General features: G+C 66.0%; 26 protein-coding genes, 1 pseudogene and 1 riboswitch. Of the genes and pseudogenes, 12 read left to right on the plus strand and 15 right to left on the minus strand.

Annotated features, from left to right (window positions below):
* Position 1 precedes the first annotated feature (1 nt).
* The gene (locus QCE83_RS26385) at positions 2–1,060 is read left to right on the plus strand and encodes a Gfo/Idh/MocA family oxidoreductase (RefSeq protein WP_309818251.1); all 1,059 of its coding nucleotides are present in this window, start codon (positions 2–4) and stop codon (positions 1,058–1,060) included.
* A gap of 26 nt (positions 1,061–1,086) precedes the next feature.
* A complete protein-coding gene (gene aroQ, locus QCE83_RS26390) occupies positions 1,087–1,533 on the plus strand; it encodes a type II 3-dehydroquinate dehydratase (protein WP_309818253.1) in 447 nt (148 codons plus the stop codon).
* Between the two features lie 90 nt (positions 1,534–1,623).
* Here aroQ and QCE83_RS26395 read toward each other — a convergent pair whose 3' ends face one another.
* Both QCE83_RS26395 and QCE83_RS26400 read right to left on the minus strand, forming a co-directional pair.
* On the minus strand, positions 1,624–1,785 hold the full coding sequence (locus tag QCE83_RS26395) for a hypothetical protein (RefSeq protein WP_309818255.1): 162 nt from the start codon (positions 1,783–1,785) through the stop codon (positions 1,624–1,626).
* A gap of 106 nt (positions 1,786–1,891) precedes the next feature.
* Positions 1,892–2,155, minus strand: coding sequence for a hypothetical protein (locus tag QCE83_RS26400; protein WP_309818259.1), 264 nt, complete (start codon positions 2,153–2,155; stop codon positions 1,892–1,894).
* Between the two features lie 14 nt (positions 2,156–2,169).
* On the opposite strand from QCE83_RS26400, the gene QCE83_RS26405 reads away from it, so the two are divergent.
* Positions 2,170–2,418 carry a hypothetical protein gene (locus QCE83_RS26405; RefSeq protein WP_309818260.1) on the plus strand — a complete coding sequence of 83 codons (249 nt, stop codon included), beginning with the start codon at positions 2,170–2,172 and terminating at the stop codon, positions 2,416–2,418.
* A gap of 208 nt (positions 2,419–2,626) precedes the next feature.
* Positions 2,627–3,826, plus strand: a complete 1,200-nt coding sequence (locus QCE83_RS26410; RefSeq protein ID WP_309818262.1) for an amino acid aminotransferase — start codon at positions 2,627–2,629, stop codon at positions 3,824–3,826.
* A 21-nt stretch (positions 3,827–3,847) separates the two neighbouring features.
* Here QCE83_RS26410 and QCE83_RS26415 read toward each other — a convergent pair whose 3' ends face one another.
* Positions 3,848–4,228: a hypothetical protein gene (locus tag QCE83_RS26415; protein ID WP_309818264.1), complete on the minus strand. Its 381-nt coding sequence runs from the start codon at positions 4,226–4,228 to the stop codon at positions 3,848–3,850.
* Between the two features lie 174 nt (positions 4,229–4,402).
* Between QCE83_RS26415 and QCE83_RS26420 the strand changes: the two genes are divergently transcribed.
* The 3 genes from QCE83_RS26420 to QCE83_RS26430 all read left to right on the plus strand — a co-directional run bounded on the left by QCE83_RS26420 (position 4,403) and on the right by QCE83_RS26430 (position 7,698).
* Entirely contained in the window at positions 4,403–4,651 is a 249-nt protein-coding gene (locus tag QCE83_RS26420) for a hypothetical protein (protein ID WP_309818267.1), read from the plus strand.
* A gap of 67 nt (positions 4,652–4,718) precedes the next feature.
* On the plus strand, positions 4,719–5,039 hold the full coding sequence (locus tag QCE83_RS26425; RefSeq protein WP_309818269.1) for a hypothetical protein: 321 nt from the start codon (positions 4,719–4,721) through the stop codon (positions 5,037–5,039).
* Positions 5,040–5,181: 142 nt separating this feature from the next.
* Positions 5,182–7,698: a glucose/quinate/shikimate family membrane-bound PQQ-dependent dehydrogenase gene (locus tag QCE83_RS26430; protein ID WP_309818272.1), complete on the plus strand. Its 2,517-nt coding sequence runs from the start codon at positions 5,182–5,184 to the stop codon at positions 7,696–7,698.
* Positions 7,699–7,714: 16 nt separating this feature from the next.
* On the opposite strand, the gene QCE83_RS26435 is transcribed toward QCE83_RS26430, so the two are convergent.
* A complete protein-coding gene (locus QCE83_RS26435) occupies positions 7,715–7,852 on the minus strand; it encodes a hypothetical protein (protein WP_309818274.1) in 138 nt (45 codons plus the stop codon).
* 194 nt (positions 7,853–8,046) lie between these two features.
* Here QCE83_RS26435 and QCE83_RS26440 point away from each other — a divergent pair, with 194 nt between their 5' ends.
* Entirely contained in the window at positions 8,047–9,783 is a 1,737-nt protein-coding gene (locus QCE83_RS26440) for a PQQ-binding-like beta-propeller repeat protein (protein WP_309818276.1), read from the plus strand.
* Positions 9,784–9,793: 10 nt separating this feature from the next.
* Here QCE83_RS26440 and QCE83_RS26445 read toward each other — a convergent pair whose 3' ends face one another.
* A complete protein-coding gene (locus tag QCE83_RS26445) occupies positions 9,794–10,855 on the minus strand; it encodes a lipopolysaccharide biosynthesis protein (protein WP_309818278.1) in 1,062 nt (353 codons plus the stop codon).
* Between the two features lie 337 nt (positions 10,856–11,192).
* On the opposite strand from QCE83_RS26445, the gene QCE83_RS26450 reads away from it, so the two are divergent.
* Positions 11,193–11,462 carry a hypothetical protein gene (locus QCE83_RS26450; RefSeq protein ID WP_309818280.1) on the plus strand — a complete coding sequence of 90 codons (270 nt, stop codon included), beginning with the start codon at positions 11,193–11,195 and terminating at the stop codon, positions 11,460–11,462.
* Between the two features lie 20 nt (positions 11,463–11,482).
* Here the strand turns inward: QCE83_RS26450 and QCE83_RS26455 are convergent, their stop codons facing one another.
* A complete protein-coding gene (locus tag QCE83_RS26455; protein WP_309818282.1) occupies positions 11,483–11,929 on the minus strand; it encodes an ester cyclase in 447 nt (148 codons plus the stop codon).
* A 113-nt stretch (positions 11,930–12,042) separates the two neighbouring features.
* Positions 12,043–12,212, plus strand: a riboswitch (yybP-ykoY riboswitch).
* 9 nt (positions 12,213–12,221) lie between these two features.
* Between QCE83_RS26455 and mntP the strand changes: the two genes are divergently transcribed.
* Positions 12,222–12,791 (plus strand): manganese efflux pump MntP, encoded by a 570-nt coding sequence (mntP, locus tag QCE83_RS26460; protein ID WP_309818284.1) that lies wholly within the window; start codon positions 12,222–12,224, stop codon positions 12,789–12,791.
* On the opposite strand, the gene QCE83_RS26465 is transcribed toward mntP, so the two are convergent.
* The gene (locus QCE83_RS26465; RefSeq protein WP_309818287.1) at positions 12,784–13,194 is read right to left on the minus strand and encodes a DUF6632 domain-containing protein; all 411 of its coding nucleotides are present in this window, start codon (positions 13,192–13,194) and stop codon (positions 12,784–12,786) included. The two genes, mntP and QCE83_RS26465, sit on opposite strands and share 8 nt — an antisense overlap.
* Positions 13,195–13,418: 224 nt before the next feature.
* On the opposite strand from QCE83_RS26465, the gene alr reads away from it, so the two are divergent.
* A complete protein-coding gene (gene alr / locus QCE83_RS26470) occupies positions 13,419–14,519 on the plus strand; it encodes an alanine racemase (protein ID WP_309818289.1) in 1,101 nt (366 codons plus the stop codon).
* 28 nt (positions 14,520–14,547) lie between these two features.
* Here the strand turns inward: alr and QCE83_RS26475 are convergent, their stop codons facing one another.
* From QCE83_RS26475 to QCE83_RS26495, 5 genes are all read right to left on the minus strand, one after another.
* Positions 14,548–15,312, minus strand: coding sequence for a hypothetical protein (locus QCE83_RS26475; RefSeq protein WP_309818291.1), 765 nt, complete (start codon positions 15,310–15,312; stop codon positions 14,548–14,550).
* A 166-nt stretch (positions 15,313–15,478) separates the two neighbouring features.
* Positions 15,479–16,873, minus strand: a complete 1,395-nt coding sequence (locus QCE83_RS26480; protein WP_309818293.1) for a CoA transferase — start codon at positions 16,871–16,873, stop codon at positions 15,479–15,481.
* A gap of 91 nt (positions 16,874–16,964) precedes the next feature.
* Positions 16,965–17,966 carry a 4-hydroxythreonine-4-phosphate dehydrogenase PdxA gene (gene pdxA / locus QCE83_RS26485; protein ID WP_309818294.1) on the minus strand — a complete coding sequence of 334 codons (1,002 nt, stop codon included), beginning with the start codon at positions 17,964–17,966 and terminating at the stop codon, positions 16,965–16,967.
* 23 nt (positions 17,967–17,989) lie between these two features.
* The gene (locus QCE83_RS26490) at positions 17,990–19,246 is read right to left on the minus strand and encodes a four-carbon acid sugar kinase family protein (RefSeq protein ID WP_309818296.1); all 1,257 of its coding nucleotides are present in this window, start codon (positions 19,244–19,246) and stop codon (positions 17,990–17,992) included.
* Entirely contained in the window at positions 19,243–20,241 is a 999-nt protein-coding gene (locus tag QCE83_RS26495) for a 2-keto-3-deoxygluconate permease (protein ID WP_309818299.1), read from the minus strand. The genes QCE83_RS26490 and QCE83_RS26495 overlap by 4 nt, the downstream gene beginning before the upstream one ends.
* Positions 20,242–20,481: 240 nt before the next feature.
* Here QCE83_RS26495 and QCE83_RS26500 point away from each other — a divergent pair, with 240 nt between their 5' ends.
* Complete coding sequence (locus tag QCE83_RS26500; protein ID WP_309818301.1) at positions 20,482–21,261, plus strand: DeoR/GlpR family DNA-binding transcription regulator; 780 nt, start codon at positions 20,482–20,484, stop codon at positions 21,259–21,261.
* Here QCE83_RS26500 and QCE83_RS26505 read toward each other — a convergent pair.
* The 3 genes and pseudogenes from QCE83_RS26505 to QCE83_RS26515 form a co-directional block, all read right to left on the minus strand.
* Positions 21,242–22,204: pseudogene (locus QCE83_RS26505) on the minus strand (thiolase family protein); the annotation flags it as partial. The gene QCE83_RS26500 and the pseudogene QCE83_RS26505 sit on opposite strands and share 20 nt — an antisense overlap.
* Positions 22,205–22,295: 91 nt before the next feature.
* Complete coding sequence (locus QCE83_RS26510) at positions 22,296–24,791, minus strand: PAS domain S-box protein (protein WP_309818303.1); 2,496 nt, start codon at positions 24,789–24,791, stop codon at positions 22,296–22,298.
* A gap of 209 nt (positions 24,792–25,000) precedes the next feature.
* On the minus strand, positions 25,001–25,879 hold the full coding sequence (locus QCE83_RS26515; RefSeq protein WP_309818306.1) for an NmrA family NAD(P)-binding protein: 879 nt from the start codon (positions 25,877–25,879) through the stop codon (positions 25,001–25,003).
* Between the last annotated feature and the right edge of the window lie 55 nt (positions 25,880–25,934).

Raw genomic sequence — 25,934 nt, forward strand, 5'->3', positions numbered from 1 at the left:
GGTGAATCCAGCAGCAGGCAAGACACGCATTGCCGTGGCGGGCGCGGGGTATATCGGTCAGGCGCACATGGGCGTGGCGCAGCACAGTGCGACCTGCACGCTCGCGGCGATCGTCGATCCGGCGCCCGCCGCCGAGGCCATCGCGGCGCAGGCAAAAGTGCCGCTCTACGCCACGCTCGATCAACTGCTCGCCGCAGACCGTCCCGACGGCATCGTGCTCGCGACGCCCAATCAGCTTCATGTAGAGCAGGCGCGCACATGCCTGGCGGCGGGCGTGCCGGTCCTGCTGGAAAAGCCCATCGCGCCGACGGTCGCCGAGGCGCAGGCGCTCGTCGATGACGTAGAGCGCTCGGGCGCGAGGATGCTGATCGGGCATCATCGCGCGCACAGTCCGATCATGGCGCGCGCGAAGCAGGTGATCGACGAAGGGCGGCTCGGGCCGCTGGTCGCGGTGATGGGCAGCGCCGTGTTCTTCAAGCCCGACGAGTACTACGCCGGCGCGCCGTGGCGGCGCGAGCCGGGCGGCGGTCCGATCCTGCTCAACATGATCCACGAGATCCACAACTTGCGGATGCTGTGCGGCGATATCGTCGCGGTACAGGCGTTCGCTTCGCACGCGACGCGCGGCTTTGCCGTCGAGGATACCGTCGCGATCAACCTGCGCTTCGCCAGCGGCGCGCTCGGCACCTTTATGCTGTCCGACACGGCGGCGTGCCCGCGCAGCTGGGAGCAGACATCGCAGGAGAACCCGGCCTACTCGACCTATCCCGACGAAGACTGTTACGTGATCGCCGGCACGCTCGGCTCGCTCTCGGTCCCGACGATGCGCCTCAAGTCCTACGCCACCCCCGCCGACCGCTCCTGGTGGAAGCCTTTCGACGAGGAAATCGTGACGATGCAGCGCGCCGATCCGCTTGCCTTGCAGATGGAACATTTCGGGCAGGTGGCGCGCGGCGAAGCCGAGCCTATTGTCAGCGCGCGCGACGGACTGCAGAATCTGCGGATCACCGAGGCCATCGTCGAGGCCGCGCGCAGCGGCAGAATCGTCGAGACCGTCTGAATTTCCCATCCCTTCGAGGACAAGTCATGGCAAAAATCCTGACGCTGCATGGCGTCAATCTCAACATGTTCGGCAAGCGCGACCCGAAGCAGTACGGCACGGCGACGCTCGCGCAGATCGATTCCGAAATGAGCGCGCTCGGCAAGGTGCTGGGTGTGGACGTGGAGGGCTATCAGACGAACATCGAAGGCGAGATGTGTTCGCGGATTCATCGAGCCTTCGAGGAAAAGGTCGATGCCATCGTCATCAACGCGGGCGCGTGGACGCATTACAGCTATGCGATCCGCGATGCGCTCGCCATTCTGACGGTGCCGGTCATCGAGGTGCACATGTCGCATGTGCACGCCCGCGAGGAGTTCCGCCACAAGTCGGTGTTCGCGGAGATCGCGAAGGGGCAGATCTCCGGCTTCGGCGTGGACAGCTATCTGCTGGGATTGCGAGCCGCTGTTTCCGCGATCGGCGCGGGGAAGTGAGGCTCGGGAAGAACGGCTCCTGAAACGTGTCCGGCGTGGCGGTCAAGGAGGCCGCGCCGGTGTAGGGCAAAGGCGCTGCGGTCGGGTGGGTCAGACCGTGTGGCCGAAATCCTTGTGTTTGGCGCCGGATTTGCGCTCCGCCACACGTACGCGCGCCGGTTGTTGGTCGCGCCGGGTGGCGCCCCGGATGAACAGCACCGCGCAGAGTGCGCTGATGGCCCAGACAGCTGCAATGATCGTCAAGTAGTTCATGTCGTTCTTCCTGATGCTTCTTTCTGCTGCCTGTGCGGTTCGTCGACGCGGGCGGCGGTTCTGATGTCCAGCCCGTCCCGCGCGCTTCACCCGTCTTGTCTCAAACTCAAGCCTGCGAGGCCGGCATCGTCAGAAGACGGCCGATCAGCCGTTCCGCGATGGCGTGCTGCTCGGTGATGGTGATGGCGTCGTCGGTTGCGGCGTCCGGCGCGGCGCGCAGCGTGCCCGCCAGGCGCATGATGTTGTCCGACACCGACTGCAGCTCTTTCAACAACTCGGCTTGCGTCGCCGACACGTCCTGCTGACTGTTCCCTGCAAGCACTTCAGCCGTGCGATGCGGCCTCGCGTTACCTTCCATCGTCTGAAACATGTCGACCCCCGTGAGTGGATGATGCGATTCTCCCGCCGCCGCTCGAAAAGCAATCCTCCGAACAACACCTGATTCCGGCCTCAAATCATTTTGTGGCCCGTAACCGATGCCTCGCCGAAGTTGCAGCAGGTCCGCCCAGCAAGGCTTTGCGGCCATCGGGCGGAAACATCGCGAATTTTTCGTGGCTTCTTTTTCAGACTGACAGCACGAGCGTGCTGGACGGAAAGGGTGGGCCGCTCAAAAAAACAACACTTTTTACATGAAATGGCGCGGCGGGAGGCGGGCGAAATGACGCAAATTTTGAGGGTCGCAAGAGTTGCGCGGTAATTCTTGCGGCTTGGCGCGCGTTTTGGGGATTCCGCGAGGCGGAGAACGGGCGGAATCGGCTACTATCTCGAAACCAGAAGGCGGTCACGCACTGCGCGTCAATCGTCCCAACCCTCGCTGATCTCTCGTCCTGACACGCTCACCATGTTCGAACACATCGATGCCTATCCCGGCGACCCCATCCTGTCGCTGAACGAAAACTTCCAGAAGGACCCGCGCACCAGCAAGGTCAACCTGAGCATCGGCATCTACTTCGACGACGAAGGCCGTCTGCCCGTCATGAAGGCGGTGCGCGAGGCGGAACTGTCGATCCTGCAGGATCTCGGTCCCAAGCCCTATCTGCCGATGGCCGGCTTTGCCCATTACCGCGACGCCGTGCAGGCGCTCGTGTTCGGCAACGACAACCCGGCGCGCGCCGCCGGCCGGATCGCCAGCGTGCAGACGCTCGGCGGCTCGGGCGCGTTGAAAGTGGGCGCGGACTTCATCAAGCGCTATTTCCCGCAGTCGAAGGTCTGGGTGAGCGACCCGACGTGGGAAAACCACCGGTTCATCTTTGAGCGCGCGGGCTTCGAAGTGAACACCTATCCGTACTACGACGAGGCCAGCGGCGGCCTGCTGTTCGACGCAATGCTTGCCGCCATCGACAAGCTGCCGGCGAAGAGTGTCGTGCTGCTGCACGCGTGCTGCCACAACCCGACGGGCGTCGATCTCGACGACAGCCAGTGGGTGAAGATCATCGACGTATTGCAGAAGCGCGATCTGCTGCCGTTCGTCGACATGGCTTATCAGGGCTTCGGTTCCGGTCTGGATGAAGACGCCTTCGCCGTGCGCGAACTTGCGCGCCGTGGCGTGCCGGGCTTCGTCGCCAATTCGTTCTCGAAGAATTTCTCGCTGTACGGCGAGCGCTGCGGCGGCCTGCACGTGATCTGCGACGACTCCGCCGCCGCCGACCGCGTGCTCGGCCAGCTGACGAGCGCGGTGCGGTCGAACTACAGCAATCCGCCGACGCACGGCGCGAAGATCGTCACGCAGGTGCTGAACACGCCCGAACTCAGGCAGTCGTGGCAGGACGAGCTTGCGTCGATGTGCCAGCGCATCGCGCGCATGCGCCAGGCCATCCACGACGGCCTCAAGGACCACGTGCGCGGCGAGATGCTGACGCGCTACGTCAAGCAGCGCGGCATGTTCACCTACACCGGACTGGTGGCGGAACAGGCGGACCGTCTGAAAGAGGAATTCGGCGTGTACATCCTGCGTTCGGGACGCATGTGCGTCGCGGGCCTGAACGACAGCAACGTGCAGATCGTCGCCGATGCGATCGGCAAGGTGCTGGCGGCTAAGTAATCCTCCAGCTTAGACCAGCCGCTACATCGCGGGACAGGACAGCACTTTCTGCGGCGGCAGGCTGCCCGGTCCCGTGTCCACTTTTGTACCGCGTGTCGGCGTCAGGATGAGCCGCACGCTGTTCGTGCCTTCGTTCGCGAGTACGTAGACGTCGCCGCTTCCCTCCGGCTGCCAGTACACGCGATACACCTCCCCTTCCTTGTACACATGCAGCGCGCCATGCCGCACCGCGCCGCTGCGCCAGAAGTTCACGCTTTCGCCCTCGCGTAGCGTGATCGGTGCGTCCTGCCCGCCGGTCGCGCTTTCGAGCGTGCCGCAGACGGCGTCGTCGGCGCGGGCGGACAGGCAGACGGCAAGCGCTGCCAGCGCGCCGGCGCAGATCGTCAGGGATGAGCGTTTCATCGTCGTGCGGCTCCTCTTAAGAACAGCGGCGCGCGTGCGCCGTGCCGCGCTGGTTGCAAGATACGCGCCGCCGTTCTTTTTCCCGTGTGCTACTTTGAATGAAGCAGGCCGGCCCGGATGACCGCATGCGCATGCGGCCGGGCCGGCATGCGGCGTTCGATCATGGAGGCCCTCATGTCAGTGATCGCACCGGACGAAAGAGCGGAGTTTCTGGCCATCCTGACGCGCCATCGGCTCGACGAGCAGGATTTCCTCGTGCAGGAGGGCGGTCAGAACGATGTCGTCGATGACGTGTATCCGTTACAAGGGCTCGTCACCATCACGCGGCGCTCCACGCTCAAGGAGCGCGAATACCGCATCGGACACGGCACGAACTGGACCGCCGCGTTCGAGAAGGATCTGAACAAGGGCGTGTTCCGTTGAGCAGCACGCCTGAAGGAAGTGAGCTGAAGCAGTCTTCCATCACGCATCTTTCGACGCGGAGCAGGCGATGAGACCCATCGAATTCAAGTCGTTCAAGGCGCATGTCGCGATGATGCTGCGCGATCTGCCGCGCGGCGTGACGGCCGATCTGACCGACGTCGCCGTCGCGTACTGGAACGGGACCCAGGTGGTGGGCGTCTATCTGCGCGACCACGGCCGCCTCGACGAGGACTTCGACTTCGACGAGAACGCCTGGGGCAACTGGCGCGAAGAATTCCTGATGTGGCTGGATGCGCCGCGCTTCACCGAACGCGCCGACCTGAAGGCGGCCTTTGCCACCGGTGCGGTCGCGGCGCTGCCGCCCGGCGGCCTCTGGCCTGCATCGTAAGTCACCTGTAAAGCTTGTCCATCGCGTGCTTTCATCCGCCGAAACGGCACGTTGGTTGCTCCTGACGACGACGCGACAGCGTCCGAACCACGACCGCCCGTCGGCCGTGTCTCGCCATTCATCGTCACTGAGGGAGTCCAGCATGGCTGGCAACGGAAGACTTCATTCGCTCACGTTCTTCACGGCCATCGTGTTCGTCGTCATCGGCCTGCTGCTCGGGATCGGCGGGGCGTACCTCGTGGCGGTGAAAGGCTCGTGGTACTACGTGGTCACGGGCGTGGCCATCGTCTTGACCGGATTGCTGCTGCTCATCCGGCGCCGCTCGGCGCTTTTGCTATTTGCACTCGTGCTGTTCGGCTCCACGCTGTGGGCCGTATTCGAAGTGCATTTCGATTTCTGGCAACTGATGCCGCGCCTGTGGGTCTGGCTCGTGCTCGCCATCTGGCTGCTGATCCCGTTCGTGCATCGCGGGGCCATGTTCGGGCCGCCGTCCACCGCACGGGCCGCGCGCACTCCGCTGGCGGCGGCGATCATTCTCACGTTGCTGCTCGGCGCCGGCACGTATTTCCGCGATCCGCACGACCTGTCCGGACGCATCGACGTGGAAGCCGCCGCCGATGCCAATCAACCCGACGCGAACGCCGGCACCGGACGCAAGCCCGGCGACTGGACCGATTACGGCGGCTCCCCGCTCGCGCAGCGTTACGTGCCGCTGACGCAGATCACGCCGGAGAACGCGCATCAGCTGAAAGTGGCCTGGACGTATCGGACCGGCGACATGCCCGGTTCCGGCGATCCCACCGAGACCACCGACGAGAATACGCCGATCAAGGTCGGCGACACGATTTTCCTGTGTACGCCGCATAGCAAGGTGATCGCGCTGGATGCCGCGTCGGGCAAGGAGAAGTGGCGTTTCGATCCGCAGATCCAGAGCCCGGTCGGATTCAAGCATTGGGAGCATATGACTTGCCGGGGCGTCGCTTATTACGATCCGGCGATGCATGCGGCCGCTGCTCCTTCCGATGCGGCGGCTTCCGCTCCGACCGATGCCGCCGCATCCGCTCCGGCCGATGCCGCGGCCTCTGCTCCAGTCGATGCCGCAGCGTCAGCACCCGCGCCCGTAACAACGCCCGCGCAAACCACCGCGCTCGCTGAGTGCCCGCGCCGCCTGTTCCTGCCCACCGCCGACGCCCGCCTGATCGCCCTCGATGCCGACACCGGCAAGCCCTGCGCGAGCTTCGGCAAGGACGGCGCGATCGATCTGCGCGCCAACGTCGGCCCGTTCACGCCGGGCGGCTATTACTCGACTTCGCCGCCGGCGCTGTTCCATAACCTCGTGATCGTCGGCGGCCACGTCACCGACAACGAATCGAACAACGAACCTTCCGGCGTAATCCGCGCGTTCGACGTGAACGACGGCCATCTCGTCTGGAACTGGGATCCGGGCAACCCGGACGCCACCGAGCCGATCGCGGCTGGCGGCACCTACGTCCGCAATTCGCCGAACATGTGGTCGATGTTCAGCGTCGACGAGAAGCGCGGCATGATCTACCTGCCGATGGGCAACCAGACGCCGGATCAATGGGGCGGCCAACGCACGCCGCAGGCAGAGAAGTTCGGTGCGGGACTCGTCGCGCTGGACGGCGCGACCGGCAAGCTGCGCTGGAATTATCAATTCACGCATCACGACCTGTGGGACATGGACGTGGGCGGCCAGCCGACGCTCATCGACCTGCAGACGGCGCAGGGCACGCAGCCGGCGATCATCGCGTCGACGAAGCAGGGCAGCATCTACGTGCTGAATCGCGAGACCGGCCAGCCGATCGTGCCGATCAACGAAGTGCCCGTGCCGCAGGGCGCGGCCAAGGGCGACCATACATCGCCGACGCAGGCGGTCTCCGCGCTCAACTTCAACCCGCCGCGCATCCGGGAGGCGGACATGTGGGGCACCACGCCGTTCGATCAGCTCTGGTGCCGGATCAAGTTCAAGAGCCTGCGTTATGACGGGCCGTTCACGCCGCCGTCGGAGCAGGGCACGCTGGTGTTCCCCGGCAACTTCGGCGTGTTCGACTGGGGCGGTATCTCAGTGGATCCGGTGCGGCAGATCCTGATCGCGAATCCGGACTACATGGCGTTCGTGTCGAAGCTGATTCCGCGCGAGAAGATTCCGGAAGGAACCGGCGAGAAGAAAGGCAGCGAGACCAGCGGCATCAAGCTGGCGCGCGGCACGCCGTTCGGCTTCGAGATCAATCCGTTCCTTTCACCGCTCGGCATTCCGTGCCAGGCGCCGCCGTGGGGCTACATGGCGGGCGTCGATTTGCGCACGAACAAGATTGCGTGGCAGCACAAGAACGGCACGATCGTCGACAGCGCGCCGTTGCCCATTCCGATGCCGCTCGGCGTGCCGAGTCTGGGCGGAACGATCGTGACGGCGGGCGGCGTGGCGTTCCTGACCGGTACGCTCGATCAATACGTGCGCGCCTACGACGTACACGACGGCCGGAAGCTGTGGGAAGCGCGCTTGCCGGCGGGCGGACAGTCGACGCCGATGAGCTATGCGGACGCCAGCGGCAAGCAGTATTTGCTCGTGACCGCGGGCGGTCATGGTTCGCTCGGAACCAAGGCCGGCGATTACGTCATTGCCTACACGCTGCAATGACGCATGAGCCGTGAGATTACTGCGCGCGCCGGTAGGCTTCGGCCATCAGCGCGCTGACCTTGGCGCGGGCATCGAGCGCGTCGCGCGTGGCTGCGCGCAGTTTGGCGACGAGGAAGGAAACGAGGGCGATCGGGGTGGCGGCGATGATTCCCATGGCGGACTCCGTACTAGGGGTAACTAACTAGGTAATAACCCTAGGTTAGCATATTTTGATGCGGTGCAATAAAACGCTTTCACAAAACTGCATCAGTGTGGGCATTTCGTATGCTGATTAACCGGGATCGCCGTGCGTTGAAATGTCGGCACGGTGATTCCTGATCGTTCCGTCTCTCCGTCAAGGAGTTGCACATGAAAGCGCTCGTTCCTGCCTGTGCTGCTGCTGTCGGCGCCGCGCTGCTCGCGGTCATCATCGGCGCATGCAGCGGGGGCGGCTCCGGCGGTGATGCCTCCTCATCGGCGGCGGGCGGCGGAGCGGCTTCGGGAGCATCGGGTGCTGGAGGTGCGTCGAGTCCGGCGGGTGCATCGAGTCCTTCAGGCGCTTCCGGCAGCAACGGCAACGGCTCGACCGCCGTCAGTCATCCGATGGACGTCACCACCTGGCACAACGACATCGCCCGAACCGGCCAGCAACTGGCCGAAACCGTCCTGACGCCCTCGAATGTCAATACGGCGACGTTCGGCAAGGTGGGCGTGTTCAACGTGGACGGCGCCGTCGATGCCCAGCCGCTCTTCCTCGCAGGCGTGCCCATCGCGGGCGGCACGCGCAATGTGCTGTACGTCGCGACCGAGAACGCGAACGTCTATGCCTTCGACGCCGACAGCGGCGCCGTGCTCTGGAAAGTCTCGACGCTCGGCAACGGCGAGTCGCCCAGCGACGATCACGGCTGCGCGCAGATCACGCCGAACATCGGCGTCACGGCGACGCCGGTCATCGACCGTTCGCGCGGGCCGAATGGCGTGATGTACGTGGTCGGCATGTCGAAGGACGGGTCGGGCGGCTATCACCAGCGCATCCACGCGCTCGACGTCGCCACGGGCGCCGAACTCTTCAACGGTCCGACGGAGATCACCGCGAGCTATCCGGGCAACGGCGCGGGCAGCCAGAACGGCCAGGTGCCATTCACGCCGGGCCAGTACGCCGAACGTGCCGCGCTGCTCTTGCTGAACGGCGTCGTCTACACGTCCTGGACTTCGCACTGCGATTTCATGCCGTACACCGGCTGGGTCATCGGCTATAACGCCGACACGCTCCAGCAGGCGAGCGTGCTCAACCTGACGCCGAACGGCCAGATGGGCGCGATCTGGATGAGCGGCGCGGGACCGGCATCGGACGGGCAGGGCATCTATCTGCTCAATGCCAACGGCACCTTCGACCCGACGCAAAACGCCCAGGAGATGCCGATCAACGGCAACTACGGCAACGGCTTCCTGCGCATCGACCCGAATCCGCTGCGAGTGCAGGATTACTTCCAGGCGTCGAACACGGTGCAGGAGTCGAACGAAGACGAGGACCTCGGCTCGGGCGGCGCGATGGTGCTGCCCGATTTCACCGATGCCAACGGCGTCGTCCAGCATCTTGCGGTGGGCGCGGGCAAGAACTCGACCATCTACGTGGTCAACCGCCTGTCGATGGGCAAGTTCGACTCGAACGCCGACCACATTTATCAGGAACTCGTCGGGCAGATCACGGGGCCGATGTTCGCCGGGCCGGCCTACTTCAACAACACGGTCTATTTCGGCTCGATTGGCGACAGCATCAAGGCGTTCGCGGTATCGAACGCTGCGTTGTCCGCGACGCCCACCAGCAAGACCGCGAACACCTTCGGCTCACCGGGCGCGACGCCGAGCATCTCGGCCAACGGCGCCGCGAACGGCATCCTGTGGGCAGCGGAGAACGGCACGATCGCCGGGCTGCGCGCCTACGACGCCAGCAACCTCGCGACCCAGCTCTACAACAGCGGCGACACCAGCGGACGCGACCAGTTTGGCCAGGGCAACAAGTTCATCACGCCGACGGTCGCGAACGGCAAGGTGTATGTGGGCACGAAGAGCGGCGTCGGCGTGTTCGGACTGCTGGCGAAGTGAGCGCGCTATCTCACGGCGCCGGATGCGCCGCGACGAACGACTTGAACGCGCTGTAGGCCGGCTTGGGCGTCTTGCCGTCGTTCAGCATGATGCCGTACGGGCCTTCGCCGCCGCTGGGGTCGTCGTAGAGTTCGTAGACCTGCAGTGACGTGATGCCGTATTGCGCGGAGATCGACTTGAGTGCGCCCAGCATGTTGACCGACAGGTAATCGGCGGCCTGTTGCTGGGTGCCCGGAAAGCTCGGCCGGATACCGACTTCGTTGATCCACACCGGCTTGCCGAAACTCTTCAAGGTGCCGATCACGTTGTAGCAACCCGTGCCGCCGCACGCGTGAGTGATGTCGCCTTGCTCGGAATACCAGTGCCAGGCCGTCACGTCCCAGGTGACTTTCGGATGGCCGCTGGTGCCGTCGGGCTGCGTGCCGTTCGCGAGCATGACATCGAAGCCATAGTGCATCCAGGTATTGCCGCCGATCACGATCTTGCCCAGCGGATCCAGCGACTTGATCCCCGCGATCAACCCGCGCACCACGCCGCGTGCAATCTGGAAGCGTGCGTTGTCGAAGTCGGTGCTGCGCACGCCGTCCACCCAGCCGACGAGACATTGCGCCGCGAGCTCGTTGGTCACTTCGTAGTACGCGTAGCGCTGCACGGCGACGATCTGTCGGGCGATGGAATACGCGACGCTGTAGGCATCGCTCTCGCCGGCGAAATTGAGTTCGAGCAGGATGACCGGATACACGGTGATGCCGCTGGCGGCCATGGTCCTGGCGACGTTGGCGAGGGTTCGGGCGCCTGGCGCATCGCGCACCTCGATGCGATACATCTTCACGTTGAGATCGCGCAATTGCGACCGTTGCAGCGCCGGGCTCGAGATGGCATACGCGCCGGTGTTGTTATGGCCGTTGATGCCGTAGGCGATGTCGCGGGCACTCGGGTACGTAAGCGGCGCGGGAATGACCGGGCGCGCGGCATCGCTGACCGCGGCGGGGCCGGCGCTGTCCGAGCCGCCGCCGCACGCCGCGAGCAACAGAGGCAGCGTGAGCGCGCCGAGCTTGTGGACGAGTTTCATGATGAGGTAAGGACGCGAGAAATATCGAAGCGATACCCCGAACCGTTGCCGATATCGAATTGATGGGGTGGACGCGAACCGGAGGGACGCGGCGTTGTGATGGTTCGATGGGAATGCGCGTCGGCGGCGGGCGTCTGGCCGGTGCACGCACGTTCTGCGGAAGGGGCAGGAAGAGGCCGCGAAGGCCTTGTTTGGCGAAGCTGCGGGAACGTGAGGGAGCGTGCGTAGATGACTATAGACGCTGATTCCGCGCGAAATCAAGGCGTGGCGTCGCCAGGCAAACGCACGAAACGGTAGACCTCCGAAAGCCCGTTTTTGCCTCGGCCGAACGGTCGGAATGCAGTCCGGTGCCTGTCTGGAGAAGAAGGCGCGCGCGGCGGGCTTTGCGCGCATGCCGGAACTGAGCGAAGCCGTGCAGGCGACGCGTGAAGCGGCCCGGCAGCGCGAGTGGCTGTTTTCCGATTCGTTCGGCACCGATGCCGCCGCGCTCCGCGAAGCCGCTCGCGCGCTGGAACGCCTGGACGCGACGCTCGTCGGCTTGTGTGTCGAACATGTGGTGCGGCAGACCGCCTCGCGCGGCGCCAAAGGCAAGGCGCGGCGCGCCTGAGCATCGACCCGTGACAGCGTTCAGGGCGATGACCTGATCCCGGACGGCACGGCATCGAGCTGGCGGAATACACTGAGCCAGTCTTCGAGATGCCAGGTTTTCGACACGCGGTCGCCGCGTATTTCGTGGAAGGAGTGAATCGCGAAACGAAGCGGCTTGCGGGTGGCGGCGATGCCCATCAGCGGCCCGGCCTGTGTGCCGCTCACTTCGGCGCGCACGCCCACGCGATCATCCTGCACCAGCATGTCCAGAATCTCGATGCGCATGTCGGGCAGCGCAATGGCGAGATCGGCGAAGATGGGGATCATCTGGTCGGGACCGGGACGCTCTCCGGGCGGTTCGGGAAGATACGCCCAGTCCGGTGTGACGGCCTCGCGCAGCAGCATGAGATCGTGCGTGGCAAACGCACGATAGAGCCGTTCGACTGCGTCTTTCGCAGCCGCGTGGGTAAGCTGGCCTGCCTGCATGGCGCCTCCGTCATGAGCGGGTTGGCATGCGGTGGAAACTGCGGCATAACGCACCCACTGTACCGCAACCTGTCGTGAACGCGCAGGAACGCCCGGGAGTCATGTTAAGCTCACGTCTCTTCGCTGGGGAGTAGCCAGCTTTTCCGTTCGGAAAAGCGTCCATGTCAACACGCTCGGTCGTTCAGACCGTGGCATGGACAACCGTCAAGGGTTGGCAAGACCATCGACAGAATCCGCGACCGGTCGGGCGCGCGTTCTGTCGTTCCATCTTGCCCGGCCAGAGCGCTACTCGATGAACCTCGCCTCCACACTATTCCTCGCCTTCGCCATGTCCACCGACGCCTTCGCGGCCGCCGTCGGTAAAGGCGCCACGTTGCACAAGCCGCGCATTGCAGAGGCCCTGAAGACCGGCGTGATCTTCGGAGTGATCGAGGCGCTGACGCCGCTCGTCGGCTGGGCGCTCGGCAAGGCGGCCGCGCACTACGTCACCGCGTGGGACCACTGGATTGCGTTCGCGCTGCTCGGCCTGCTCGGCGCGCGCATGATTCGCGAAGGCCTGCGCGCCGCGGAGCACGAGGAAGAAAAGCCCAACTCCCACTCGTTCTGGGTGCTCGCGCTCACCGGCTTCGCCACCAGTATCGACGCCATGGCGGTCGGCGCGGGCCTCGCGTTCATCGATGTCGATATCTTCTCCACGGCCGCGACCATCGGCTTCGCGACCATGCTGATGGTGACTATCGGCGTGATGGTCGGGCGGCTCGTGGGCGCGACCATCGGCAAGCGGGCGGAGATCGTCGGCGGGCTGATACTGATTGGTGTCGGCTGCGTGATCCTGGCCGAGCATCTCGGCTATCTCAACTGAGCTTGCCCGCCTGTCCGCCGCGCGGCGTGAAGTACGCGAGCGCGGCGGCGACGATGAACAGCGCCGGCACATCGCCGGCCAGATGGCCGATATGCGCATGAGACTGCGCGCCGCCGAATGACTGCACGGCCATGATGGCGCCGTGCACGATGCTCGACCACACCGTGAACCAGATGAGACTCAGGTGCCGCAGCGGATCGCGCGAGGCGATCAGCAGGAATACGCCGAGCGTCGCGTAGAGGCCGACGATCATCAGCGCGTACTCCGAGCGGCCTCCGTGCTCGCCTTCCCAGGCCCAGCCGGAAGGCCAGAGCAGCATCAGGGGATAGAGGGCGAACAGCGCGATCAGCCCGACGATCACGAGCACGATGCGCAGGCAGGCAAGACGACGGGCGTCGGTCATGGTGATCTCCTTCGCCGCATGCGGCATGAGCCTCACGATACGCCGGAAAGCACGCGTCGCGAAGCTTGGGATGCGTGTTCGGCGGGCAGCGTCTTCCACCAAAATTCGGCGCGAATACGATAACAAAAACTGCCTTCCGGCCGATACGATTCGTGCTTCCACTGCCTTCTTTCACAAAAGCAGCATGGCGCGTCCTATCAGGCGGCCCATGCCGGGGAGCACGCATGCCACGTCCGATTTCCGCACGCATTCATCTCGACGCCATCCGTCACAACCTGCAATTCGTCCGGGACACGGCGCCGACGTCGCGCGTATGGGCCGTGATCAAGGCGAACGCGTATGGTCACGGCATCGAGCGCATTTATCCGGCGCTCGCGGACGCCGACGGCATCGCGTTGCTCGATCTCGACGAAGCCGTGCGCGTGCGCGAGCTCGGCTGGCGCAAGCCAATACTGCTGCTGGAAGGCGTTTTCGAACCGGCTGACGTGCAGGTGGCGGACCGGTATCGGCTGAATGTCACCGTGCACTGCGACGAACAGCTCGACATGCTCGAAGCCGCACGCCCGCGTGAGCGCATCGACATCCAGCTGAAGATGAACTCGGGAATGAACCGGCTGGGCTTCCGCCCGGCGGACTATGAGCGTGCGTGGCTGCGGGCGTCGCGCATCGGATCGATCGGTTCGATCGGCCTGATGACTCATTTCGCCACCGCCGATGATGGCGCAATCGACTGGCAAGTCGACGCCTTCGACGCCGTCACGCGCAACCTGCCGGGCACGCGGTCCCTGTCGAACTCGGCGGCGGTGCTGTGGCACCCGCGCGCGCATCGCGACTGGGTGCGGCCCGGGACGATCCTTTATGGCGCGTCGCCGAGCGGGTGCGCGCGTCATATCGCAGGCGTACCGCTGCGCGCGGCGATGACGCTCGAGAGCCGCATCATCGGCGTGCAGACGTTGCAGCCCGGCGAGACGACCGGCTATGGGCGCATTTTCACGACGGATCGACCGATGCGCATCGGCGTGGTGGCGTGCGGTTACGCGGATGGCTATCCGCGCCACGCGCCGGCCGGTACGCCGGTCATGGTGGCGGGCGTGAGGACGCGGATCGTCGGGCGCGTGTCGATGGACATGCTCACGGTCGATCTCACGCCCTGCCCGGCGGCGGGTATGGGCGCGCCGGTCGAGCTGTGGGGCGCGCACGTCGGCGTCGACGAAGTGGCGGAGCCGTCCGGTACGATCGGCTACGAATTGCTGTGCGCGCTGGCGCGTCGGGTGCCGGTGCGCTGCGAGGCGGCTGAAATGGCCGCGGCGGCCGTCTACGAGTGACCCGGTTGACGTGCCGCTGCGCGAAGCATCAGCGCGTCGCGGCCATGAAGAACGCCGTGGAACGCTGCGGCGTCACGCCCACGATGCTCATCTGATTGTTCACGACGGTCGCTTCGACCGGCATCGTCACGCCGCTGCCCGTCGCGCACGCGGCGCTGGTGAAGTTGAGCGAGCCGTCCAGAACATGCTTGCCGGTCGCGCGCGGCTTGAAATTGCCGGTGAACGTGCAGGCGCCCTGCGAACCGGTGACCGCGCCGTTGGCGGCGAAGGTGATCGTCGAGACGGTCGTGACGCTGGCCGGGTTGGTCCACGTGCCCAGCACGTCGCCGATGACGAGCGGCGTGTCGTAGGTGGCGCTGTAGTTGCCGTTGAAGTTCAGCGCGGTGGCGTTCGGCTTGGTGTTGATCGAACTCGTCGCCGAGAACGCGCTCTTCGCCGTGAACGTGCCGCTGAGCGTGCCCGCGATGATCTCGCCGGTGTAGTGCAGCGCGACGACCGCCGGATCGGTGAATGCGCCGTCGGTGGCGGTGACGAAGCCTTCGGTCATCCAGACCAGATCCTGATTCAACGTATAGATGCTGAAGTACTGTCCGGTCTCGAGGACGATGGTCTGCGCCGCCAGGCCGGTGTCCGTTGCGCCGAACCAGATGCCTTCGGGAATGGCATGCGACGTCTTGGCGACGCAGGTCTTCGTGAGGTCTCCGTTCGTGACACATGTTTCGTCGCTTCCTCCGCCTCCGCAGGCGGCGAGAACGGGCAGGGCGAGCAGCATCACTTTCGGGAGCAGTTTCATGGGAACGTTGGAGGTTGTTCTTGTCGATGAGCGTGGTGGGCGCGCGGGAAGGCGCGCCTGCCATGCGTTATCGGAACGTTCGGACGAAACTTGAGATGAGGTTTGTAGCCAGGCCGCTATGCCATTCCTGATCGGCACGCTATGACATTGATTGGCGGGACATCCCTCACCACCGCGCCTCCCCCGCCCCCGGCCTGACCGACTCCCGCGCATACCCCGCCGGCGTCCGCGCCAGCTGCGCGCTCGGCGTCACCGCCACCAACTCGCCAAAGCCCGACGCATACCGCGTCATGAACGGCGCGACATCCGGCGTCGGCGCAGCGATACCGCCTTCCACGCGCCCCAGTCCGCGCAACCACTGCCCCGTCTGCGCGAGCGATACCTGCACATGCCAGCTGCCGCCTTCGCGCTGCTGCCGCCACAGCGCCGCCGCCGCGCCGAACGCCATCAGGAAGCCGCTCGCCATGTCGAGCATCTGCATGGGCAATGCACGCGGCTTGCCTTCGCCGGCTGCTTCGCCTTCGACTGCGTTGAAGCCCATCGCCGTCTGCACGAGCGAATCGAACCCGCGCCGTTGCGCCCACGGTCCTTCCGTGCCGTACGCCGTCAGCGAGACATAAACGATGCCCGGCCGCCGCGCCGCCAGCGCATCCGGCCCGAAACCGAGCGCCGCCAGCCCGCCCGGCCGATACCCCTGCGAGAACACATGCGCCTCGTCGATCAGTTGCCCGAGCGCCGCGCGATCCCGCTCCGTGCGCAAGTCGAGCAGCGCCGAACGCTTGCCGCGACTCGTGTCCGCAATCGCCGGAATGTTCGGCAGATGCGGCGCGTTCACCAGCATGACGTCCGCGCCGAACGCAGCCAGCGTGCGCCCGCCGACCGGCCCCGCAAGAATGCGCGTGAAGTCGAGCACGCGAATGCCATCGAGCGGCCGCGCGGTTTCAGCCAACGCAGGCAGCGCGCGCGGCGGCGCATCGCCGATACGGGTCAGCGTCATCAACGGTTGCGCGGCGATCGCACGCGCGTGAGGCGTCGCGTCCCATTCGTCGAAGCTGCGCAGCATCGTGACAACAAGCCCTTGCGCCGCCGCAGCGTCCTCGAAGTCGCGGCCGCGCCAGGCCAGCATCGCGCGCTCCGCGTCCGCGCGCGTCGCCGCCTTCGGATTGAGACCGAGCAGGCGCAGCGCGCCGTCCTGATGATGTTCGAAGTTCGCGTGAATGCGCACGTAGCCGTCGGCGCAGCGATACAGGCCGGAGAAGCGTCCCCATGTCTCGGGTGCTTGCCCGTCGACGGTGAAGGCGCCCGTGCACTCCACGGCCGCGTGCGTCATGTCCACCGACACGCGTTGCCGGTCTACGCCCCGCGCATGCGCCAGTTCGCACGCGGCGAGCGCCGCTGCGGCGACGGTCGCCTGCGCCGCCGTGCCAATGGCGAAGCTCGATGGAAAGACCGGCTCGCGACCCGGGAGATCGATGAAAGAAAGCGCATCGCCGGGCAAGCCGGCGATGCGCCAGAGCGCGTGAAGCGTATTGGAAGCTGAAGCGGACGTTTGAGCGGACATGATGGATGGGCGCGCGTGCTTCGTGAGGAAGAAGCCCCCATTGTCGCGCCGACCGCGCGCTCGCGCTCGACCCGCCGCTCAGTAAATAGCCTCAGTGACGCCGCGTCGCCAGTTCCGCGCCTTGCCGCAGCGCTTCGAGCATGCTGCCTTCGTCGGCGATGCCCTTGCCGGCGATATCGAATGCCGTGCCATGATCCACCGACGTGCGGATCACCTCCAGCCCGACCGTCACATTGACGCCCGCTTCGAGACCCAGCACCTTCACCGGACCGTGCCCCTGGTCGTGATACATCGCGACGACGAGATCGAAATCGCCGCGTCCGGCGCGATAGAACAGGGTATCGGCGGGCAGCGGACCGGTCACGTCGAGACCGCGTTCCTGCAGCACCTTCACGGCCGGAATGATCTTCTCTTCTTCCTCGCCATAGCCGAACAGGCCGTTTTCGCCCGCATGCGGATTGATCCCGCACACGCCGATGCGCGGCTTGCTGATCCCCGCCTTGATGAGCGTCGCGTTGCCGCGCTCGATCGTGCGCTGGACCAGACCCGGCTCGATCTTGCGGATGGCGTCGATGATGCCGATATGCGTCGTCACGTGGATCACGCGCAGTTGCGGCGCGACCAGCATCATCGAGACTTCGTCGACGCCGGTCAGGTGCGCCAGCATTTCCGTGTGGCCCGGATACTTGTGGCCGCCCGCATGCAGCGCTTCCTTGTTCAGCGGCGCGGTGCAGATCGCGTCGATCTGGCCGGCCTGCGCAAGCTCGACCGCGCGCGCGATGTACTGATACGCGGCATCGCCCGCGACGGCGGACAACTGGCCGAACGGCAGATCATCGGGAATCAGGCCGAGGTCGATGCAATCGATCGTGCCGCGCTCGTAGCGCGCTTCCGGCGCGCCCTGGATGCGTCGCACGCTGGCGCTGACGCCGGTGAGTTCGATCGCGCGTTCGAGGCGGCGTGCATCGCCGATCACGAGCGGACGGCACTGCTGGTAGACCGCATCGTGCGCGAGGCTCTTGACGACGACTTCCGGACCGACGCCGCTTGCGTCGCCCATCGTGATGCCGATTACGGGGAGGTAGTTGCTCATGATGTTCGTCTGGGTGAATTCGGTTACTGGCGCGCGACGGGAAGGTCCGCGCCGCGCAAGTGCAGGTAGGCGCCGAGCAGCGCATGCTCGCTGCCGAACGCGCCCGCCTTGGTGACGACGGCCGGCCCCGCGCCGTTCGCGGGCCTGCCGAGCGCGACGCCGGCTTCCACCTCGCGCAACAGCTCGAGGCTGCCGACCTGCGCGGCGGCAAGCATCGCGCGCGCGGTTTCTCCGCCGGTCGCGATCAGGCCGCCCAACTGGTCGAAGTGCGGTGCGACGAGCGCGGCAAGGGCATTCGACAAGCGCGCGCCTTCAGCCGGATCGAAGGCATCGTCGCGGCCGATGCGCACGATCGCGTCCTCGCGATCCCGCACCGTTCGGCCAATGCGTTCGTGCCACGCCTGCCATTCCGGATGACGCGCGCCGTCGCGCAGCACGGCGGGCGGCACGATCATCTCGCGGACGCCGGCTTCCGCGCCGAGCAGCGCGCACTGGCGCTCCGAGATCGCCGAGAGACTGCCGACCAGCGCGAGGATCGGGCCTTGCGTGCCGTCGAACGGACGGGCGCCGTGGGTATCGGCTTCGGTGGCGAAGAGATCGGGCAACGCGGCCAGTTCGCGCGCGAGCCCGCCCGAGCCGACCCAGAAGAACGACGCATCGAGCGCCGCCGTCACGCGGGCGAGCGAGGCGAGATCCTCGCTGGTTTCGGCATCGACGATGATCGCATCGACGCCGTCCGTTGAAGCCGCCGCCGACGTCACCATCGCCGCGACATCCTGCGGCGCGGCACGAAACGCTTCGAGCGATACATGCGCGACGCGCAGTCCCACCATGTCGAGCATCGCGCGCAGTTCGGGGTTCTGGCCGGCGTGTTCCAGCTGCCAGGTCTCGGTTTCTTCGAGCGGCACGCCGCGCACGATCACGCAGCCATCGCGCACCGCGCGGCCGGTAGCGGGAAAGGCGGGCGCGACGATGGCCGGTCCCGCGATCCGCGCGAGCGCCGCCACTTCGGCGGTCCAGTTGCCGCGCAAGGTCGAATCGATCTTCTTGTAGAGCCGTCGGCCCGGCGCGCGCAACGCCTGCCACGCAGCAGCCACGCGCTGCGCGGCTTCGGCGGGCGCGAGGCGGCGCGTGTCGGTATCGGCGGCGATCACGGCCGCGTCCTGGGACGGTGCGTTCGCGTCGAGCGACACGACCGTCCTGCGACCCGCCGCCGCGAACGCGATGGCGCAGTCGGCGGCGCCCGACAGATCGTCGGCGACGATCAGCAAGCTGTTCATTGCGTGGCCTCGCGTGTCTTCGCGGTGGCGCGCGCCTGGTCCCGGGCGTTGGCGCGTTTCGCGATCGACGCTGTCAGGATCGGCGAGACGATGGCCGTCACTACCACGCAGGCGGCCACCAGCAGCGTCGCCGATTTGGCCGCTTCGTTATAGACCGGATTGGCCGCCGCGATCAACGCCGGCACCGCTGCCGCATTGCCCGCGGTATTGGCTGCCGCCGCGCCCGCGACACCCGTGCCGCCGGTGAGACGGTCAGCGAGATAAAGCGGAATGCCCGTCACGATCACGACCGCGAAGCCCAGACCAATGCCGAGCAGTCCCGCCTGCCAGACTTTGTGCAGATCGAGGCTCGCACCGAGCGCCAGCGCGAAGAACGGGATCATCACCGGCACGGCGCGGCCGAGGAAGTCGCGCATCTCGCGGTCGAGATTGCCGAGCAGCATGCCGACCGCGAGCGGCAAGATGCTGCCGACGAGCGTCGGCCACGGAAACGCCGCAAGGCCCGCGACGCCCAGCGTGACCATGGGCAGGAACGGGCCGGATTCGAGCGACATGATGGTGTACGCGCCCACGTCCTCCGAGCGGCCGTACTGGCCCATCAGCGCCATGTAGAGACCGCCGTTGGTGTCGTTCATCGCGGCGACGACGGCCAGCGTCGAGATGCCCGCGAACAAGCCTGAGCTGACCGGCTGCTCGCCGAGGAAATGCCCGAGCACGATGCCCGCGACAATCGCCGTCCCGACCTTGGTCGCGAACAGCGCGCCGCCCTTGCGCAGCAGGTAAGGCGTCGCCTTCACGTCGATGCCCGCGCCCATGCAGACATAGAACACCGCGAGAATCGGCAGCGAACCGGTGAACAGCGCGTTCGTGAACGAGCCGAAGAACTTCGGCATGCCCGGCGCGAAGGTCGCGATCAGCGAGCCGATCAGCAGCGGGACGATCATCATCCCGCCGGGCACGCGCTCGACGGCGCGCTTGATGTGAATCTGAGCCATGCATGTCTCCAAGTGGTTTCTGGCCGAATCACGCAAAATATGATTGATTCGATCAATTTGGAGTGTAGCGCTATCGTCCGGTTCGCGCAATTTGCGCAATGTGCGGGTTTGTACTGATCGTTTCGATCATTTGTGTCCGTCGGAAGATGATCGAAACGATCAAAGGTCAAGCATGCGGCGGGCCCGCCGGGTTCGCTACACTGTGCGTCCCGCCGGGAAGCCACCAAGTCAGGGAACAGGATGAAAGTAGAGAAACGCCGCGAAGCGATGCTCAAGGCCGTGCTGTCCGGCATGAACGATGTCGCCGCGCTGTGCGAGCACTTTGGCATGTCGGAAGCAACGGTGCGCCGCGACCTGAGCGCGCTCGCCGGCGAGCGGCGGCTCGTGCGCACCTACGGCGGCGCGGCGTCGGTGGGCATGCATGAACCGGAGGAATCGCTCGACACGCGCCGCGAGAGTTTCCGGGAACAGAAGGAAGCGATCGCCCGCGCGGCGGTGCGCCACATTCAAGACGGCGACACCATTTTCCTCGACGGCGGCACCACGACCGCCGCGCTGGCACGCCTGCTTGCGGGACGTACGGCGATTCATGTGGTGACCAACAATCTGCTAGCAGTGGGCGCGCTTGCGGCGGCGGACGTGCGCGTAACGCTGATCGGCGGCGATGTGCGGCCGTCCAGCATGAGCACGCTCGGGCCCATCGCGCAGGTGGGGCTGACGCGCGTCACCTTCGACAAGGCGTTCCTCGGCGCGGACGGCGTCGTCGCGGGCCGCGGGCTGTGCGAGGCCACGGCGGAGCAGGCGTATCTGAAGGAATGCATCGTCGCGCAGGCGGCGGGCGTGTTCGTGCTGGTCACGTCGAACAAGCTCGAACGCGCGAGCCAGCAGCACTGGACGCCGCTGGACCGCAACTGGACGCTCGTCACCGATGCGCTGGCCGAAGCGCCGCTGCTCGCCCGTTTCAGCGAGCGCGGCAATGTGACGGTGGAAGCGGCGGCGCTTACGTCGAAAGAAGCGTGACCAGCGCGACCGCCGAGTCGCCCGCAAGCTGACCGCCATTGTTTTCCGCGAGCGCGACCTTCGCGCCCGGCCGCTGCCGCCCGCCGGCCTGGCCGCGCAACTGCTGCGTCAGCTCGACGATCTGCGCCACGCCCGTCGCCCCGACCGGATGACCACGCGACAGCAAACCGCCGCTCGGATTCACCGAAATCCTTCCGCCGATGCCGGTATCGCCCGAACGGATCAGCTTCGGCGCATCGCCGGGGGCGCACAGGCCGAGGTTCTCGTAGTGGATCAGCTCGGCGGGCGCGGAGGCATCCCGCAGTTCGACCACGTGCACGTCCTCCGGGCCGATGCCGGCCTGTTCATACGCCTCGCGCGCAGCGCGCACGGCGACGAGTTCGCCCGTGCCGTCCGCTTTCGCCGACACGATCGAACTCGCGCGAATGAACACCGGGCGGATGTCGTGCCGCGCCGCGAAGGACTCGGAGCAGATGAACACGGCCGCGCCGCCATCGCCGATGGACGAGCACATGAACAGCGTCAGCGGATCGCTCACCATGCGGCTCGACAGCACTTCCCCGACGCTCGTCTCCTTGCGGAACTGCGCGTGCGGATTGAGCGAGCCCGCGTGACGGCTCTTCACGACGACCCGCGCGAAATCGCTGGCCTCGGCGCCGGTCCGGGCCATCCACTTGCGCGCCTTCGCCGCGTACAGATCCATGAACAGCGAGCCGGTGCCGGCCGTCACGCCTTCGGGCAGCGGCTCTTCGAGATCGACGGCCTTGGCGAACGCGTCGAACGACACCGCCTTGTCCTCGTGCGAGAGCTTTTCCACGCCGACGACCAGCGCCGTCTCCGCTTGCCCCGACGCCACCGAGAGCCACGCGAGATGCAGCGCCGAACTGCCGGACGCGCAGGCGTTCTCGACGTTGAACATCGGCTTGCCGTCGAGCCCGGTGCGTTCTGGCCCGTGCTGAAGCCGCCCTATCGGCTGGCGAAGACGCCCGCCTGCGTGCGGGGTATTCCGGGCGCGCCGCGTCATGTGAGTGACTTCAGCCCCGTCCCGCCAGCGCCAGCACGCGTTCCAGTTCCGGAAGATCGACCGGCTTGACGAGATGCGCGTCGAAGCCCGCAGCGCGGGTGCGCGCGCGGTCTTCATCCGAGCCGAGCCCGGTCATCGCCGCGACGACCACGCGCGCGCCTTCGTCGCGCATGCGGCGGATCACGTCGAAACCGGTCAGGCCGGGCATCGAGAGATCGAGCAGCACGACCTGCGGCCGTTCCGCCTCGAACAAGGCGAGCGCTTCGGAACCGTCATAGGCCGGGCGCGTGCGATGGCCCAGCATGTCCACGAGCAAGGTCATGCTGTCGGCGGAATCGCGGTTGTCGTCGACCACGAGCACGTCGAGCTGACGGGTCGCGGCCGTGCCGGACGTCGTGCTCGCGGGTGCGCCCGTGGCCGGCGGTTCCGCGAGCGGCAGCCATAGCGAGAACGCGCTGCCCCGGCCCGCGCCGCCGCTCTTCGCTTCCACATGGCCGCCGTGCAGTTCCGTGATTGCCCGCACGAGCGTCAGGCCGATGCCCAGCCCGCCTTCATCCGGATGCGCGCCCGGCGGATGTTCCTGCACGAACAGGTCGAACACGATGGCGAGCGCTTCCGGCGAGATGCCGCGCCCCTGGTCGATCACGCGCACCATCACCGATGAGCCGCGCGGACCCACTTCGAGCGTGATGGTCGAGGCGGGCGGACTGAACTTCGATGCGTTGTTGAGCAGGTTGTTGAGCGCCTGCACGAGGCGCGTGGGATCGCCGTTGACGTACAGCGGCTGGCCGCTGTCTTTCACGACGATGCGCTGGCCGCGTGCGTCGATCAGCGGCTGGCTGGCCTCGACGCTGAGATGCACGACCGTGGCGATATCGATGACATCGGTACTGAGGCGGATCTTGCCCGAGCTCACGCGGCCGGCTTCGAGGAGATCGTCGACGAGCCGCGTCAGGTGCGCGAGCTGCCGGTCGACGATCTGACGGCTGCGGATCACTTCTTCGTCGCTGGTGGCCTTGAGCTTCAGGATGCTGACCGCGTTGCGGATGGGTGCGAGCGGATTGCGCAACTCGTGGCCCAGCAGCGCGAGAAATTCGTTCATGCGTCGGCTCGACGCCTCCAGTTCCTCCAGACGCCGCCGCGCGGTCATGTCGCGCGTGATCTTGACGAAACTGCGCTCGCCGCCGGAACCGTTCGGCAGCGCGCTCAGCATCACGTGCGCCCAGAATTCCGAGCCGTCGCGACGCATGTGCCAGTCTTCGTGTTCCACGCGGCCGCGTTCGGCGGCCAGCATCAGGTCGTCCATGGGACGGTCGCGGCCGTGTTCGTCCGACGTGTAGAACAGCGCGAAATGCCGGCCGATCGCCTCGCTGGCCGTGAAGCCGTAGATGGCGCGCGCGCCCTCGTTCCACGAGCGCACGTAGCCGTTCTGGTCGAGCATGCAGATGGCGTAGTCGCTGACCGAATCGATCAAGAGACGCAGGCGTTCGTTCGCCTCGCTGGCGCGCCGCCGGTCGGTGATGTCGTGCACGAAGCAGGCGAACTGGCGCTGGCCTTCATACCAGACTTCGCTGATGGTCAGTTCCGCGGCGAATTCACTGCCGTCGCGGCGCAGCGCCGGCAACTCGACGCGCCGGTTGATCATGCGCGCCTCGCCGGTGGCGAGATAGCGCGTGAGCCCGGCACGGTGCCCGTCGCGCAGACGTTCCGGCACGATCAGCGCCGCCAGTTCGCGGCCCACCGCTTCGGGCGCTTTCCAGCCGAACAGCAGCGCGGCGGCCTCGTTCCAGTCGACGATCATGCCCGCTTCGTCCATCGACACGAACGCGACATGCGCGTTGTCGAGCACGGTCTGGCGGCGGCGCATGGCGTCGGCGAGCTTCTTTTCGTACTCGAGCCGCAGGGACGACTCCACCGTGAGATCCGCTGCGACGCTCGCGTTCTCCTTGAGCAGCTTGCGGTTTTCCTGCGCGAACTCCTCGCGCGCGATGGTTTCCGCGATGCAAGCGCAAAACGCGTTGAGAATGCTGATGTCGGACGGACCGAAGAAATCCTTTTGCCCGGAAATCAGTTTCAGGACAGCGACCGAACGGCTTTCGTAGATGACCGGCGCCACGACCATCGACACCGCGCCGACAGCCTCGCACGCGGCGCGGTCCACGCGATGATCCGTGGCTGCATCGCGGCAGATGAGCGCCTGCTGCCGCGTGATGCACAGACCGGACAGGCTGCCGGCGGTGGGCAGGCGCACGCCGATGTGCGCGGCTGCGGCGCCGCTCGCCGCCTGATAGACGAGCTCCTCGCCCTCGATCCATTCCACCACCGCCGATGCGACGCCTGCGACTTCCCTCAAGGTATCGGTGACTTTTTGCAGATAGGCGGACAGCGGCAGCCGCGAATGCGCGAGGCTGGCGAAGGTGGCGAACCAGCGCTGGAAATGCACCTGACGCCCGTCTTCCGCCTTGTTGCGCTTTTCTGAAGTCGATGCCTCGGAGTGAGTCCGCATGAGCCGAATATCCAATCGATGATTTGCGATGGTAATCGCGAACGTATCGCAGGGTTTGAACAGATAATCGGATCAATTGGAACACAAAAGGTGGTAAAACGTTTGCGGTTTGAGGGTTTTTATTAAATGCAATCTGGAACAGGGCGTTTCGCGAAAATCGTCGGGGCGCATGGTTGCGCCCTTTTGCGAATGCCCCATTCCAGACCCTTTTACTCGCTTGCCCATTGTTGCGCGCATTCGGCCGCGAAATCGCGGTACGTACGCGGCGGACGTCCGAGCAATTGGGACAGGCGCTCGATTTCATGCGCATTCGCCACGGCGCCGTCTTGCTGGTAACGCTGCATCATGAGCCGGATGTCATAGGCGAGCCACTCGGGTCCTGCGCCTTTCATCCGTGTTTCGAGCGCGTCGAGATCGTCGCCGCCGTAGCGGATTTCACGATTCAGCGCGTCGCTCCAGATGGCGACAATGCTGTCCGCCGTCAGCGCATCCGGTCCGACGAGTTCGTACGTGGCGGGCGGCAGCGGTTCCGCGCTGCGTTCGCGCCGCAGCAGTTCCCGCGTGGCGGCATCGCCGATATCGCGCACGTCGACCATCGAGATGCCTTTCGCGCCGATCGGCATGCCGAAGACGCCGTGCTTCAGAAGCGCGTCCTTCGTGCTCGCGTCGTTCTGCATGAAGTACGCGGGGCGCAGGACGGTTGCGGGCAGGCCGGCCTGCTCGATCATGCGTTCCACCGCATGCTTGCTGGTGAAATGCGGCACGTCCGCGTACGCCTCGCCCTTGAACACGGACAGATACACGATGCCTCGCACCCCGGACTCGCGCGCGATGCTCAGCGCCTGCAAGGCTTGCGTGAGTTCGTCGGCTGCGGTGGGTGCGAGCAGGACCAGCGGGTCGACGTCCTGCAATGCGTTGCGCAGCCCGCCAAGGTCGCCGAGTTCGCCCTTGATGGCTTCCACACCGGCGGGGAATTGCGCGCGCTCCGGCGAGCGCGTCAGCGCGCGCACGCTCGCGCCGCTGCCTTGAAGATGCTCGAGCACCTGGGTACCGATGACGCCGGTGCTGCCTGTCACGAGGATGGTCATTTCGAAACTCCTTAATGATTCAGTTTGGACGCTGTTACGATAATCGTTCCGATTT

The organism is Caballeronia sp. LZ034LL, from assembly GCF_031451215.1.
GTDB lineage: Bacteria > Pseudomonadota > Gammaproteobacteria > Burkholderiales > Burkholderiaceae > Caballeronia.